We start from the raw sequence: 14,473 nt of genomic DNA, 5'->3' as shown, positions 1-14,473 counted from the left end.
GCTCGTCGTGGCGGGGCCCGTCTCCGGCCGCCCCCGCGGCCGGTGCCGCCGGGCTGTCCTGCTCCGCCCGTCCCGGGCGGAGCAGGGCGGGCCGTGCTGCCGGGGCTCCCCGGCGCGCCCGTCGGACACGTCTCCATGTGATTTCCCCCTCCCCCCTGGTCATGAAACGGCCCGCCGCGCGATGCTGGGGATAACGTTCGTTCACCGGTTCGCCCGGCGAGGCAGACGTACGGGGAGCACAGGGCCGGTGACGGCATGGGTACAGGAGGCAGTGATGGGTGTGTCGGGTCCGATCCGCGTGGTGGTGGCCAAGCCGGGGCTCGACGGCCACGACCGCGGGGCCAAGGTCATCGCGCGGGCACTGCGCGACGCCGGTATGGAGGTCATCTACACCGGACTGCACCAGACGCCGGAGCAGATCGTGGACACCGCGATCCAGGAGGACGCGGACGCGATCGGCCTCTCCATCCTCTCCGGCGCCCACAACACGCTCTTCGCGAAGGTCCTCGACCTGCTCAGGGAGCGGGACGCGGAGGACATCAAGGTCTTCGGCGGCGGCATCATCCCCGAGGGCGACATCCGGCCCCTCAAGGACCTCGGCGTCGCGGAGATCTTCACCCCCGGCACGCCCACGGGAGATGTCGTGAGCTGGGTGCGGTCCAACCTGCGGCAGGTCGCCGCCTGAGGCTCCGCGAACCGGCAGGCCCCCGCTGAACGGCGCTCGGGCCTGCCCCGGGAACCCCCGCCACGCGGAGCGGTCACGGACCGGCCGGGCCGGTGTGGCCGGCCGGTCACCCGGAGTCCCCGGGCCGTCGGCCAGGAGCGGGCGGAGCCGGTGGTCCGCCCGGCGCGGCAGGGCCGTGCCGCGACCGCGGTCCGGTGCGGGTGATCCCTCCGGGCGCGGTGCCCGGGGGGACGGCGGCGGGGCCGGTGGCGGTGGCCGCCGCGCCGGCGGGTGTGCCGGCCTGCTCGGCCGGGGAGGTACCGGCGCGAGGCGCGCTCTCGGCCCTCCCCCCACCGGTACCCGCGCCTGAGGTTCCCGCGCCGGCAGGGGCGCTCTCGGCTTTCCCCGTGGTCCCCGTGGTCCCCGTGGTCCCGGGGCCCTCTGTGGCTCCGCCGTCCAGTTCGGCGCCGTCCAGCTCGTCCAGCATGGTCCGGCGCAGCCGGAGGGTGCGGACCAGTCGCTGGAACGCCTCCGACCAGTAACCACCCGCTCCCGGTGACGCCTCCTCCGGGTCCTCGGTGGCGGCCGTCAGCAGGTCGAGCCGGCCGGCCTCGTCCGGGTCGAGACACCGCTCGGCCAGCCCCATCACCCCGCTGAAGCTCCACGGGTAGCTGCCCGCCTCCCGGGCGATGTCGAGGGCGTCCACCACGGCCCGGCCGAGCGGCGGCGCCCAGGGCACCGCGCACGCGGCCAGCGGCTGGAAGGACTCGGCCAGACCGTGGGCCGCGATGAACCCGGCGACCCACGCGGCCCGTTCGTCCGCGGGCAGGACGGACAGCAGCCTGGTCCGCTCGCCCGGGGAGGCCGCGCCGGGTGCCGCCCCGGGGTGTGCGGCCGGGGCGCCGAGGAGGGCGCGCGCCCAGGCCGCGTCCCGCTGCCGGACGGCCGCGCGGCCCCAGGCCGCGTGCAGTTCCGGCTGCCGGCCGTCCGCCACGGGCAGCGCGGCCACGGCCGCCGGGGAGCGCCCGCCGAACCGCGCGGACCACAGCGGAAGGGGAGTGGCCTCCACCAACTGGGCCAGCCACCAGACGCGTTCACCGCGGCCGGCGGGCGGCCTCGGCACGACGCCGTCCCGCTGCATGGCCGCGTCGCACTCGCACGGTGGGTCGACGGTCACGAGCGGCCCCGAAGGGGTGCGGTGCAGCGTCAGACAGGGCAGCGCCCGCGCCGCCATCCGGGCGGCGTACGCCGAACCGGGCAGGGCGGACAGCAACTCGGCCGCCGTCGCCCGGACGTTGCGGCTGCGGTCCGCCAGCGCCCGCTCCAGGAACGGCTCGTCTGCCGGGGACAGCCCCGTGCGGAGTGTCTCCAGGAACATCAGCCGGTCCTCGGCCCGTTCCGTGCGCCATCCCGAGTCGAGCAGGGCCCGCGCGGTGGCCGGATCGCGGCGGCGGAGGGCCTCCAGCAGCGCCGCGCGCTCGGCGAAGAGGCCCTCCGCCCAGAGCCGGCGGGCCGCCTCCCCCACGGGCGCCGCGTCTCCGAGGAGGGCGGGGCCTCCCACGGGGACCACGTCTCCGGCAGGGGCCGGGTCTCCCACGGGCGCCGGGTCTCCCGCGGGTGTCGCGCCTGCCGGATGCGCGGTGCCCGCCGGGCCCGCTCCGCCGGCCGGGCCGGCCGGCCCCGGTGCGGCCGTCGTGGCCGGGGCGGCGGCCTCCTGTCCGCCGGCCGCCTCCCCGGCGCGTACCGCCGCGCCCGGGACGGGCGGGACGGTGCCTCGCAGGGCGAACCGCCAGTCCGGGTTGGACCGGGCCAGCCACAGCGCGCGGGGTCCGGCCAGGGCGAGCGCCGCCGGCCGGAGGTCGGTCCGGGCGCGGGCGGCGTCCAGCAGCGGGGGCAGCAGCACGTCGGGTGGCCGGAACCCGTGGCGGACGGCCGCGGACAGCCACTGCGGCAGCAGCTCGGCCAGGTCGGGCGCGGTGCCCCGGCGCCCCCCGCCGCTCCCCGGCCCCGGACGGTCACCGAGCAGCTGGGCGAGCCGGCGCCGGGCGGCGGCGGGCAGGGGCGGACGGGGGTCCGGCGGGGCGGGCGCGGGACGGGGCCGTGCGGGGGCGGGCCGCAGGCCGGCCCGCCCCCGCACGGTGGCCGCCGCGGCGGCGTCCAGCAGCGCCGCCGCCGGGTCGTCTCCCGGGACCGCGCCGGGCGGGGTCCGCCGCTCCGTGCCCAGCAGGGCGGCGGCCGTCAGCGCGCCCCAGCTCGGGGGAGCGGCCCCGGCGGGGGTTGTGCCCCCGCCGGGACCGTCCGCCGGCCGGTGCCGGGGCGGGGCGGGATCCCCGGCACGGGCCATGTCGTCGCGGGGTGTCATGTCAGGTGGTCGTCGGAGGCCGCGGTCGGGTGGTCGGGTGTTGCTGTCAGGTGGTCGTCGGACACTGCGCCGACCGTCGTCACGTGGTGGTCGTCCGTCATCATGAGTCCCCCTGGGTGCGGAGCCTGGCGCCCGGGCGGGCGGTGGGCTCCTCAGTGCTGCGATCCGGTGATCCCGGTTCCGCGGAACGGTCCGCGGTGGCCGGTGGGACCGGCCTCGGCGGCCGGCCGGAATGGTGCGTCGGGTGGTTCCTCGCGCGGTTCCTCGGACAGCTCGTGCGGCGCCTCGCCGGATGGCCGGTCGCCGGACGGCCGGTCGCTGGACGGCTGGTCGGCGGATGGCCGGTCGGCGTCGGCCGGACCCGGCGCCGGGCGGCACGGCCGGGCTCGCGCCGGTGGTGGCACGGGCCGGGGCGGGTGGTCGCGCGGGCGATCAGCGAAGCTGTCGGATCGGCCGAGTCAGTTGCATCAACCGCATCAACCGCATCAACCGCATCAACCGCATCAACCGGATCGGCCGGATCGGACGGATCGACCGCATCGCCCCGTCATGCGGTCCGTGTGTGTCCGGTGCGGACGGTGCGTCCGGCCCGGAGCTGCTGTTCGACGCGTACGCGGAGACGGATGGGCGCCGCGTCCGGCTGCCGCCCCTTCCCCTCTTCTTTCCCCCTGTTTCCCCTTCTCCCCCGTTCCCCTCGCCCTGTCCTCCCGGGCCGGCGCCGCCGGCCGGACGGATGAGTGCCGCGTTCCGGCGTGAGCCGGTCGTCCCCGTTTCCCGTTCCCCCCTTACCCGTTCCCCCGTTCCCCCGTCCCCGCTCTTCTTCCCTTCCCCCGGCCGGCGGTGCCGAGCGCCTGGCCCCGGGCCGGCGTCCCCACACCGGCGGTGGGAAGGACGCGGCCGGGCCGCCCGCGGTTCAGAGCGGTATGGCCTCTCCGGTCTCCGGCGACCAGGCGGTGTGCGGGAGGAAGCCACGGTGACCGCACTCGCCGGAGACGGTGACCGGCGCGCCACCCGAGACGGCCAGCAGCCGCCACAGCCCCGGCCGTTCGGGGGCGCGCGGGTCGACGGGCAGCGCGCCGCGGCCGTCCCCGTCGGCGAGCTGCCAGCCGTTTCCGTCCTCGGCCGGGCGCGGACCGGGCCCGGCCGCCGGGGGTATGGGCACCACGCCGGCCAGTACGGCGGGCCACGCCGCCAGCCACGGGTCCGCCCGAAGCGCCGACCCGTAGGCGGCGAGCGCCCGGCCGGTGCCCGAACCCGGCGGAGGGGGCGCCACCTCCGGAGCGGAGAAACACTCACCGAGCACCACCCGCAGGGGCCGCGCGCCGGGGTGGAACGCGACCTCCGCGTCCAGCGCGTGGCCCACCGGCAGATCCGTCTCCGGGAGTGGCCGGCCCGGCGCCCCGAAAACGAGCAGCAACGCCATCCGGCCCGTGTCCGTGCCCCGCAGCCAGATCCGCCGGGCGGTCAGCGCGCCCTCCGTGGTCTCCCGCCGGGCCAGGACGAGCCAGCGGTCACGGACCCGCTCTCCGGTGGCCAGGACCTCCGCCGCCCGCACGGGCACCCCGGCCCGCGTCCGCACCGTCGCCGCCAGGGGCTCCGGGAGGCCGGGCAGACCGAGCAGGGCGCGGTTGAGCAGATGGAGCAGAGCACACTCCTCCAGCAAGCGCCCCGGGTCCCCGCCCGCGGCGGCGACCGCGGCCAGCTCCCGCACACGCGCCTCCAGACCCGGTGCCTGCGCGTCGATCATGCGGGCGGCCGTCTCCTCCCAGGCGCCGCGCCCGGCACCGGCCAGACCGCCGCGTACCGTGTCCAGCAGCCGCGCCTCCAGCTCCTCCGCGCCGGCGGCCATCCGCTCCGCCCGTCGCTCCGCGCGGCGCCGGGCCCCGGCCGCGTCCTTCGGGCCCGCGGGGCCGGGCGGCGTCCCGCCGGAGCCCGCGGCGCCGGCAGGCGCGGTCCCGCTCCGGGCATCCGGCTCTCCCGGACACCCGCCGTCCCCGTCCCCTGGCCCAGCTCCGCCAGCCCTTCCAGCTCCGCCGGCTTCTCCGGTCCCTCCACCTCCACCGGCTCCGGGTGGCCGTCCGGGACACTCGCTCCGCCCTCGCCCAGCCCCCACAACGCCTCCCCGCGCCACCGTGACCGGCCTCCCGCCGGCGTCACCGGGGCGGCGTCCCCTCCGGTGTGACGCGCCGTCAGGTCGTGCCGCGGGCGCCCGGGAGACGGGCAGCCGCACCCTCTGCCGATTCATGGCACCGACCGTAAGGGCACCCACTGACAGGCCGTCCGACCTGCGGTCCGTCCGGCCGCTCCGATGGCCTGAACCCGCTTGCCGAGCGGTCCGGCCCACGGTTGGATGCCGGTGTCCGCCGGTGTTCACCGACGACCGCGGACCACTTCGTCCGGGAGACCGGCCGCCGGGACGCTCCCGGACCGGGCCGCCCCGAGCACCGAAAGGCATATCGCCGTGAGACGTCCCGCCCGCGCCCCGCTGTCCCTGCTCGCCGTCACCGCCCTGGTGTTCACCGCCGCCGGGTGTTCGGGGGAGTCGCGGGACGCGGCCCGTGACAAGGCGGCGGACCGCCTCACCGAGGAGGTGGACCGGGCCGTGGACGAGACCTACCAGGTCACCTACGAGGTCACGGGTGAGAGCGTCTTCACGGTCGAGTTCAACGCGGGCCGGGGGACCGCCACCGAGCCCGACCTCGACTCCGTGGACGAGCCGAAGACGCCCTGGAGCAAGACCGTGACGCTCAAGGGCATCGCCGCGCCGACACTGCTGGCCGTGCCGGAGGCGGACGGCTCGGGGGCCACCTGCCGGATCACCTACAAGGGTGAGGTCCTGGAGGAGCGGACCACCAAGGGCGACGCCCCCGCCTCCTGCGTGGCCCTGTCGCCGCTCGCCCGGTAGGCGGCGCCGCGGGCCGGGGAACGGGGGGTGTGCCGCCGCCCCCCGGCCCTCCACCGGACGGTCCTCCCCTCCGCGCCCCCTCCCGGCCGCTCCCGCGCCGCTGTCAGTGCCCTCGTGCAGGGTGGAGAACGACGCAACCGGCCTGCCGTGTCCCGGTGTTCTCCGGGGTGGGCCGTCCGTGCCGTGCGGAGGGGGACGACCATGACGACGGACGCCACGGGCTCCGGCAGGGGCCCGGCCGGGGCTCCGCGGCCCGTCCCGGACGGCCCGGGGGGAGCCGTCCCGGACCCGTCCGGGGCCGGGAACCGTGCCGGCCCGGGCCCCGGGGCCGGATCCGGGCCGGGCGCCGGCGAGGTGCTGCGGCCCCACGCCGAGCAGGCCTTCGCCGGGGAGCTGCGGGCGCTCGCCGCGGCGGACGACCGCCCCCGCCCCGAGCGCTGGCGGCTGTCGCCGTGGGCCGTCGCCACCTATCTCCTCGGCGGCACGCTGCCCGACGGCACGGTCGTCACCCCGAAGTACGTCGGCCCGCGCCGGATCGTGGAGGTGGCCGTCGCCACGCTCGCCACCGACCGCGCCCTGCTGCTGCTCGGTGTCCCCGGCACCGCCAAGACCTGGCTCTCCGAGCATCTGGCGGCGGCCGTCAGCGGTGACTCCACCCTGCTGGTCCAGGGCACGGCGGGCACCCCGGAGGAGGCCCTCCGTTACGGCTGGAACTACGCCCGGCTGCTCGCGCACGGCCCGAGCCGGGAGGCCCTGGTGCCGAGCCCCGTGATGCGGGCCATGGCCGAGGGGCTGACCACCCGGGTGGAGGAGCTGACCCGCATCCCGGCGGACGTCCAGGACACGCTGATCACGGTGCTCTCCGAGAAGACGCTGCCCGTCCCGGAGCTGGGCGAGGAGGTCCAGGCCGTCCGCGGCTTCAACCTCGTCGCCACCGCCAACGACCGCGACCGGGGGGTCAACGAGCTGTCCGGCGCGCTGCGCCGCCGCTTCACCACGGTGGTGCTGCCGCTGCCCGCGAGCGCCGAGGCCGAGGTGGAGATCGTCTCCCGCCGGGTGGCGCAGATCGGCGGTTCCCTCGATCTGCCGCCGGCCGCCGAGGGCATGGCGGAGATCCGGCGGGTCGTCACCGTCTTCCGTGAACTCCGCGAGGGGGTCACCGCCGACGGCCGCACCAGGCTCAAGTCCCCCTCCGGCACGCTGTCCACCGCCGAGGCGATCTCCGTCGTCACCGGCGGTCTGGCCCTGGCCGCCCACTTCGGCGACGGTGTGCTGCGCCCCTCGGACCTCGCCGCCGGGCTGGCGGGGGCGGTGCTCCGGGACCCCGCCTCGGACGGCGTGGTCTGGCAGGAGTATCTGGAGACCGTGGTCCGGGAGCGCCCGGGCTGGGCGGACCTCTACCGCGCCTGCCGTGAGGAGGACGGCCGGTGACCGGGCCCGCGGCGGCCGGGGTGGAGGCGGGGCCCGGCGGCCCGCTGCTGCTGGGGGTGCGGCACCACGGCCCCGGTTCGGCGCGCTCCGTGCGCGCGGCGCTGGACGCCTTCCGGCCGGCCGCGGTGCTGATCGAGGGGCCGCCGGAGGCGGACGCCCTCGCCCCGCTCGCCGCCGAGGAGGGGATGCGGCCGCCGGTGGCGCTGCTCGCCCATGTCGCCGGGGAACCGGCGCGCTCCGCGTTCTGGCCGATGGCCGCCTTCTCCCCGGAGTGGGTGGCGCTCCGCTGGGCGGTCACGCGCGGGGTTCCGGTCCGCTTCTTCGACCTGCCGGCCGCGCATGTACTGGCCTGGACGGACGCCGACGCCGACGCCGACGCCGACGGGGACGGTGGCGGTGGAGACGGGGCGCGTGGCGGGGGCGGTGACGGAGCCCGGCCCGGCGCGGAGGAGCGGCATCGCGCGGCCCGTGGGGGTGGGCCCGGTGGCCCGGGCGGACCCGGCGGCCCGTCCGGGGAGGTCCGCCTCGATCCTCTCGGCGCGCTCGCCGCCGCCGCGGGGCACGACGATCCGGAACGCTGGTGGGAGGACGTCGTCGAGCACCGGGGGGCGCCGCTGCGGCCGGCGGCCCGGCACACCGGCGAGCCGCCGGACGCGGAAGGGGCCGGCACCGGCCCGGCGGCCCCGGCTGCCGCCGTGGGACCGGGACACGGCACCGCTCCCTCCGCCGCTCCCTCCGCCCCGTCCACCGCCGCGGAGGCCACCGGTCCCGGCAGCGGCGGCGGGACCGACCGCGCCGGGGCGGCCGCGCTCGCGTCGTTCGCCGCGCTGGCCGCGGCCATGGGCGCCCTCCGTGAGGTCCACGGCGCCGGAGGCCCGGAGCGGGACCGCGTCCGCGAGGCCCACATGCGGCTGGAACTCCGCGCCGCGCGGCGCGAGTTCGGGGAGCGGGTCGCCGTCGTCTGCGGGGCCTGGCACGTCCCGGCGCTCACGGCGCCCGCCACCGTGGCCGCCGACCGGGCGCTGCTCCGCGGACTGCCGAAGGTCAGACCCGAGGTGACCTGGGTGCCGTGGACCCACCGGCGGCTCGCCCGGAGCAGCGGGTACGGCGCCGGGATCACCTCGCCGGGCTGGTACGGGCATCTGTTCGCCGCACCCGACCGGCCCGTGGAGCGCTGGATGGTGCGCGCCGCCGGGCTGCTGCGCTCCGAGGACCACCCCGTCTCCCCCGCCGACGTGATCGAGGCGGTGCGGCTGGCGGAGACCCTCGCGGCGCTGCGCGGCCGTCCCCTCGCGGGCCTCGGTGAGACGACGGACGCGATCCGGGCGGTGCTGTGCCGCGGCTCCGGCGCGCCGCTGGAACTGGTCGCGCGCCGCCTGGTGGCCGGGGACGCGCTGGGGGAGGTGCCGCGGTCCGCGCCGGCGGTACCGCTACAGCGCGATCTCACCGCCCTCCAGCGGCGGCTGCGCCTCGCTCCGGCGGCGGAGGACCGGGAGGTGCGGCTCGACCTGCGCCGGGAGACGGACGCCGAGCGGAGCCGGCTGCTCCACCGGCTGCGGCTGCTGGAGATCGACTGGGGTGAGCCGGACCGCTGCCCGGGCGGGCTCGGCACCTTCCGTGAGGTGTGGCGGCTGCGCTGGGAACCCGAACTGTCGGTGCGGGTCTCCGAGGCGGGGGTGTGGGGCACCACCGTGGAGTCGGCGGCCACGGCCCGCGCCGCGTCGGCGGCGGCGTCCGCCGGTGCGCTCCCGGAGGTCACGGCGGTGGCCGAGCGATGTCTGCGGGCCGGGCTGTCCGGCGCGCTGCCCGCCGTCCTGCGCGCGCTGGCGGACCGGGCCGCCCTCGACACCGACGTCACCCGGACGGCCGAGGCGCTGCCCGCGCTGGCACGCGCCGTCCGGTACGGGGACGTGCGCGGCACGGACACCGAGGCGCTCGCCGGGGTCGCGGCCGGGCTGGCGGAGCGGGTGTTCGTGGGGCTCCCCGCCGCCTGCGCGGGGCTGGACCCGGACGGAGCGGCGGCGATGCGCGCCCGTGTGGACGGGGTCCACGGGGCGGTGGGGCTGCTCGCCGGAGCAGCGGCGGGACCGGGGGAGGCGGCCCTCGACGGGCCGGCGGGCGGGGACGGGCCCGGTGAAGCGGAGGGGTGGACGGAGCCGGGCGGTCCGGCGAAACACGACGGGCCGGTGGAACGCAAGGGGCCGGTGGGTCCGGGACCCGCGGGGCCGAATGGGTCGGCGGGGCCGGGGGAGTCGGCTCCCGACGGGCCGGGGGATCCCGGTGGGGCATTGCGGCGGCGGTGGGCCGGCGTGCTGCGTGGGCTCGCCGGCCGGGACACGGTGGCACCGCTGCTCCGGGGCCGGTCGGCGCGGCTGCTCCTCGACGACGGGCGGCTGGATGCCGCGGAGGCGTCCCGGGTGATGGGCCTGGCGCTCTCGCCCGCCACCGCCGCGGCGGACGGGGCGGCGTGGATCGAGGGATTCCTCGGCGGCGAGCCCGGTGGCGGGCTCCTGCTGGTGCACGACGCCCGGCTGCTCGCCCTGCTGGACACCTGGCTCACGGGGGTGACGGAGCGCGCGTTCACCGGCGTACTGCCGCTGCTGCGGCGCACGTTCGCGGCGTACGAGCCGGGGGTGCGGCGCACGCTGGGCGAGCTGGTCCGCCGCGGCCCGGCGGCGCGGCGTGCGGGTGAGGCCGGAGAAGCCCCGGCCGCTCCCGGCTTCGGCCCCGGACTGGACGGGGAGCGCGCCTCCGCGGTCCTGCCGACGATCCGGCTGCTCCTGGGAGCCACGACCGGCCACCCCCGGGATGGGGACCCCGACCACCCCCTGCCCTCGGACGCGGCCCCCCGGGGCCGGAGTTCACCGGACGCCACCCTCCGGAACGGAAGCTCGCCGGAGAGCGGGCCCTGGGGCGGCGGGCCCCGGGGCGGCGAGTCCCGGCGCGGCGGGACCTGGGACGGCGAGTCCCGGGGCCGGCGTCCCAGGGACGGGGGTGCGCGGGACGACCCCCCGCACGGGCGCCTTCGGGACGAGCCCTCGCGCGGGCACCTCCGGGACGAGTTCCCGCATGGGCACCTCCCGAACGAGCCCCCGCACGGGCATGCACGGAACGGCGGTCATACGCGGGACGAACTCCCGCACGGGCAGCCACGGGAGGAGCACCCGCCGACCGGCCACCCCGGCGACCCCGGCGACCCCGGCGACCCCGGCCACCTCGGCGACCCCGCCCACCCCGGCCGCGGCGGACGCTCCGGGGAGGAGCGGTCGCGGCGCTGGCGGCTGGTGCTCGGCGGGGACGCCGACGGCACCGGGTACGGCCCGGCCGGGCGGGACGCCGCGATGGACCGCACGCTGGAGGCGCTCTACGGCACCGGTGAGGCGGGCCCGCACGGTTCCGGCGGTCCCGGGGGCGCGGAGGGGAGGGGGCCGGGCGGCCGGGGCGGCCGGGGCGGCGGGCTCTCCGGTTCGGCGCCGCGCATGGCCCGCTGGCTGGGTGACATCCGTACCTACTTCCCGTCCTCCGTGGTGCGGGTGATGCAGCGGGACGCGCTCGACCGGCTCGGGCTCTCCGCGCTGCTGCTGGAGCCCGAGCTGCTGGAGGCGGTCGACGCGGACGTCCATCTCGTCGCCACGCTGCTGTCGCTGGGCGAGGCGATGCCGGAGACGACCAGGGCCACCGCGCGAGCCGTCGTACGGAAGGTGGTGGAGCGGCTGGAACGGCGCCTCGCCGCCCGGACCAGGACGGCCGTGACGGGCGCGCTCGACCGTTCCGCCCGCACCGGCCGCCCGCGCGCCCACGACATCGACTGGAACCGCACGGTCCGGGCCAACCTGCGGAACTACCTGCCCGAATACCGCACGGTCGTCCCGGAGCGGCTGGTCGGGCACGGCCGGGCGGCACGGGCGGTGGGGAAGGAGGTGGTGCTCTGCGTGGACCAGTCGGCGTCGATGGCGGCCTCCGTCGTCCACGCCTCCGTCCTCGGCGCGGTGCTGGCCTCGATACGGTCGCTCTCCACCCGGTTCGTCGTCTTCGACACCTCCGTGGTGGACCTCACGGACCAGCTCGACGACCCGGTGGACGTGCTGTTCGGCGCTCGGCTCGGCGGGGGCACGGACATCGGCCGGGCGCTGGCGTACTGCCAGTCGCGGATCACCCGGCCCGCTGAGACGGTCACCGTGCTGATCAGCGACCTCCACGACGGCGGCGTCCGGGGCGAGGCGGTGAAGCGGGTGGCGGCGATGCGGGCCGCCGGGGTGCGGGTCGTCGTCCTGCCGGCCCTCTCCGACGAGGGCGCTCCCGCCTACGACCGTGACCACGCCGCGGCGCTGGCCGCGCTGGGCGTCCCGGTGTTCGCCTGCACACCCGACCACTTCCCGGAGGTGATGGCCGCGGCGCTGGAACAGCGTCCGCTGCCGGTCCCGGAGGGCGCTCCGGGGCCGGGGGAGCGGTGAGCCGCCTCAAGGTGGGGCGGCCCCCAAGGGGGCGGCCACGGGCACCGGGCCTCCGCTCCCCGCCGCACCCGGCCGTGCGGATCCCCCGCACGGCCGGGCGGTGGGACGCGCCGCCGGGTGGTGGCGGGACGCGGCGCCGGGTGGCGGGACGCGGGGCCGGGGCCGCGGTCCCGCGCCCGCAGTCCCGTACCCGACATCCGCGCGAACGGCGCCGTCCGGCTCGCCGCGCCCCGCCGTCCGCTCACCGTCCCCTCACCGCCCCCCTCGTGGGGACCGGTCGCGCCCCTCTCGTGGGGACCCGTCGCGCCCCCCTCTCGCGGGGACCGGTCGCGCCCCGCTCCGAGGCGCCGGTCCCCTCACACCTTGGGGACCTTCAGCTTCGCCCAGCTCGTCGCGCCCGGGATGCCGTCGGCGGCCGACCCCTTGTAGCCCAGCTTGCGCTGCCAGGCCGCGTAGGACTCCTGGTCGGCCGCGGACCAGCGGGGCCCGGGCCCGGCCTTGTAACGGCCGCACCCCTCGGCGACGAGTCGCTTCCCCATGGCCGTGACGACCGGGCTGTCGCGCCCGACCCGGAAGAAGGCGGCGCCCGGGAAGGGTTCGTAGGCCGCCGGCGGCTTCGGTGAGGTCGGCGGCGGGCCGTCCGCCTTCTTGCCGAGCCGCTTCGCTATCCGGTCCCGCATGGTGTTCATGGAGAAGCCCCGCGGGTCCACCTTCCCGGGCTGCCACTCCAGATGCCCGATCACGGACCGCTGGGACCACTGGTGCGCGCGGCAGATCGCCGCGGCCGCCTTCTCGATCGCCAGCTTCTGCGCCTCCGGCCACGGGTCCTTCCCGTCGCCGAGGTTGATGCACTCGAAGCCGTAGAAGCGGCTGTTGCCGTCCGTGTCGGCCTGGTTGTCCTTGGGCAGCGCGGTCTCGTTGATGACGGCGCGCAGCACGTCGCCGTCCCCGAGCCCGGCGTGGTTGGCGCGGCCGTTGCCGACCAGGTGCACCACGCCCTGCTTGTCGATGACGCCGTGGCAGAGCGGCCCCGGCAGCGAGGAATGGCCCTCGTAGCAGAGCCGGACCGACGCGTCGGTCCCCTGGGTCACGGTGTGATGGATCATCACGCCGTTGACGGGACCCCAGGCTCCCTGGGAATTGCGGTGGTGCGTGCGCCAGCTCCGGTACTCCCGGACGTCCAGCCCTTCGTCCCGCAGCGCCTTCAGCAGGCGGGCCGCGGTCAGTGGCGTTGCCATCGCCGGTACTCCTCTCGATCGTTCACCGGCTCCCGGAGGGGATGGCCCTCCGGGGTGCGGTGTGGTTCACCGTCCGCCGCGCCCGGATCCCGCTGTTCGGGTCCGGACGCGGTCCCTCCGTCGGCGCGGTACGCCTCACCAGGCGGTACGCCCCAGCCACCGGTACGGCTCAACGGGGATGCCCAGCCGTGCCGTTCGGACGGATCGTGGGGACACCTGGACGTGGACAGGGATCACGGTGGTGCGGGGCCGGGGGCCGCCGGTGGTGGCCGGCTCCGGCCCACCGGTCCGGCGGAGCGGTGCGCCCCGCCCCGCCGGACCGGCGTCTCCGGCTGCTCGCGGTCTCCGGGATCTTCTCTGCCCCGTCTCTCCCCGCCTCAGCCCTTCTCCGGGGTCTCTCCCTCCTCCGCCCCGGACGGGGGAGAGGCCGGGCGCCGCCGCCGCGCGGTGGACCGGGAACCGCCCCGCGCGCCGGAGGCCGCGGAACCCGGGCCCGGCGCCTCCTCCGCCGCCGCCTACGTCAAGGGCCGCGGTCGCCGACTCCGCCCCGGGTTCCGCGGCCTCCGGCGCGCGGATCTCCGGACACGCTCCCGGCGAACGGGTGCGGGCACCCCACACCGGCGGGCCGGGCACGGGGAACGTCCGCAGGCAGTCGACGCCCAGCGGGTCGAGCAGACCGCTCTCGCGGCCGGTGACCGGGACGGCCGGCGAGCGCACCCCGGCCGGCCGCGCCTCCCTCCCCGCCGCCGCCTTCCACACCCGGCGCTCGGCGCCGGTGCGGGCGTTGGCGCCGGCGTGGCCCCCGGAGGGCGGGAACGCGCACAGCCGCCCGAGGACAGCGGCCACCGAGGTGGTGACCGCGCCGGTGGTGCGGGACGCTGCTGGGAAGTTCCTCGATGTATACGCCGGGATGGGCGGTTCGCGCCGGCATTCCCTCCCTTCGCTCCGCGCCCCGGGAAAGTCCCGAAAACGTGGGACGCGGCTGAGAACGCGCCGAGAGGGCTCTGCGCGGAAGCTGGGAAAGAGGGGTGAGGAGGGGTGGGGGAAGTGTGCACGCTTCATGAACGCGCTCGCACGTTCCCCGTCCCCCGGCGCATGCCTCACGCGATATCCGGTGGCGCGCGTCGGCAGGGAACCGACTGTGGTTCCCTGTGCCGAGTGCCACTCGGAGTTTCCGCGTGGCGGCGGCCAGGGGTCAGGACGGATTCCGGCCTTTCGGGAAAGTGGAGTTGGTGACTCCCTTGCCTGGCCGGTGAAATCCGGCGCACCGTCCCGCCGGCGGATCAGGAGGTAGGCGGTCCGCCGCCCAGCGGAATTGGGGATTCCGGCGGTCTTGCCGAGGCGGAGCGCCGGGCGTTCCGGCGCTCCGGTGTGCCCGGCGGAAAGGCCCTTGGTCCTGTGGGTTCCGGGGTTTGCCGC

Annotated in this window: 7 protein-coding genes and 1 pseudogene; 5 read left to right on the top strand and 3 right to left on the bottom strand. The window is 77.9% G+C overall.

All coding sequences use genetic code 11. The annotated features are described in order from the left end of the window. Window positions 1-274: 274 nt before the first annotated feature. Window positions 275-685, top strand: a complete 411-nt coding sequence (icmB, locus tag HCK00_RS09110) for a coenzyme B12-dependent isobutyryl CoA mutase small subunit (RefSeq protein WP_168101284.1) — start codon at window positions 275-277, stop codon at window positions 683-685. A 106-nt stretch (window positions 686-791) separates the two neighbouring features. Here the strand turns inward: icmB and HCK00_RS09105 are convergent, their stop codons facing one another. After that, window positions 792-3,026: a DUF5691 domain-containing protein gene (locus HCK00_RS09105; protein ID WP_240965384.1), complete on the bottom strand. Its 2,235-nt coding sequence runs from the start codon at window positions 3,024-3,026 to the stop codon at window positions 792-794. Between the two features lie 913 nt (window positions 3,027-3,939). After that, window positions 3,940-4,875, bottom strand: coding sequence for an SWIM zinc finger family protein (locus HCK00_RS09100; protein WP_311765222.1), 936 nt, complete (start codon window positions 4,873-4,875; stop codon window positions 3,940-3,942). Between the two features lie 612 nt (window positions 4,876-5,487). On the opposite strand from HCK00_RS09100, the gene HCK00_RS09095 reads away from it, so the two are divergent. The 4 genes and pseudogenes from HCK00_RS09095 to HCK00_RS09075 all read left to right on the top strand — a co-directional run bounded on the left by HCK00_RS09095 (window position 5,488) and on the right by HCK00_RS09075 (window position 11,816). After that, the gene (locus HCK00_RS09095) at window positions 5,488-5,931 is read left to right on the top strand and encodes an MmpS family transport accessory protein (protein WP_168101282.1); all 444 of its coding nucleotides are present in this window, start codon (window positions 5,488-5,490) and stop codon (window positions 5,929-5,931) included. Window positions 5,932-6,132: 201 nt separating this feature from the next. Then, window positions 6,133-7,362, top strand: a complete 1,230-nt coding sequence (locus tag HCK00_RS09090; protein WP_168101281.1) for an ATP-binding protein — start codon at window positions 6,133-6,135, stop codon at window positions 7,360-7,362. Between the two features lie 44 nt (window positions 7,363-7,406). Next, window positions 7,407-10,148 (top strand): annotated as a pseudogene (locus HCK00_RS27495) (DUF5682 family protein); the annotation flags it as partial. Between the two features lie 555 nt (window positions 10,149-10,703). After that, window positions 10,704-11,816, top strand: coding sequence for a VWA domain-containing protein (locus HCK00_RS09075; RefSeq protein ID WP_168101368.1), 1,113 nt, complete (start codon window positions 10,704-10,706; stop codon window positions 11,814-11,816). 356 nt (window positions 11,817-12,172) lie between these two features. Here the strand turns inward: HCK00_RS09075 and HCK00_RS09070 are convergent, their stop codons facing one another. Next, a complete protein-coding gene (locus tag HCK00_RS09070; RefSeq protein ID WP_168101280.1) occupies window positions 12,173-13,054 on the bottom strand; it encodes a peptidoglycan-binding protein in 882 nt (293 codons plus the stop codon). Between the last annotated feature and the right edge of the window lie 1,419 nt (window positions 13,055-14,473).

This window comes from Streptomyces zingiberis, assembly GCF_012034935.1.
GTDB classification, from domain to species: Bacteria; Actinomycetota; Actinomycetes; order Streptomycetales; family Streptomycetaceae; genus Streptomyces; species Streptomyces zingiberis.
This window is presented reverse-complemented; position numbering and strand designations above follow the sequence as displayed.

What these genes read in the sequence shown, in the direction of transcription:
- icmB (WP_168101284.1), top strand. Translation starts at nt 275, where the DNA reads ATGGGTGTGTCGGGTCCGATCCGCGTGGTGGTGGCCAAGCCGGGGCTC.
- HCK00_RS09105 (WP_240965384.1), bottom strand. Translation starts at nt 3,026, where the DNA reads ATGACACCCCGCGACGACATGGCCCGTGCCGGGGATCCCGCCCCGCCC.
- HCK00_RS09100 (WP_311765222.1), bottom strand. Translation starts at nt 4,875, where the DNA reads ATGGCCGCCGGCGCGGAGGAGCTGGAGGCGCGGCTGCTGGACACGGTA.
- HCK00_RS09090 (WP_168101281.1), top strand. Translation starts at nt 6,133, where the DNA reads ATGACGACGGACGCCACGGGCTCCGGCAGGGGCCCGGCCGGGGCTCCG.
- HCK00_RS09075 (WP_168101368.1), top strand. Translation starts at nt 10,704, where the DNA reads ATGGACCGCACGCTGGAGGCGCTCTACGGCACCGGTGAGGCGGGCCCG.
- HCK00_RS09070 (WP_168101280.1), bottom strand. Translation starts at nt 13,054, where the DNA reads ATGGCAACGCCACTGACCGCGGCCCGCCTGCTGAAGGCGCTGCGGGAC.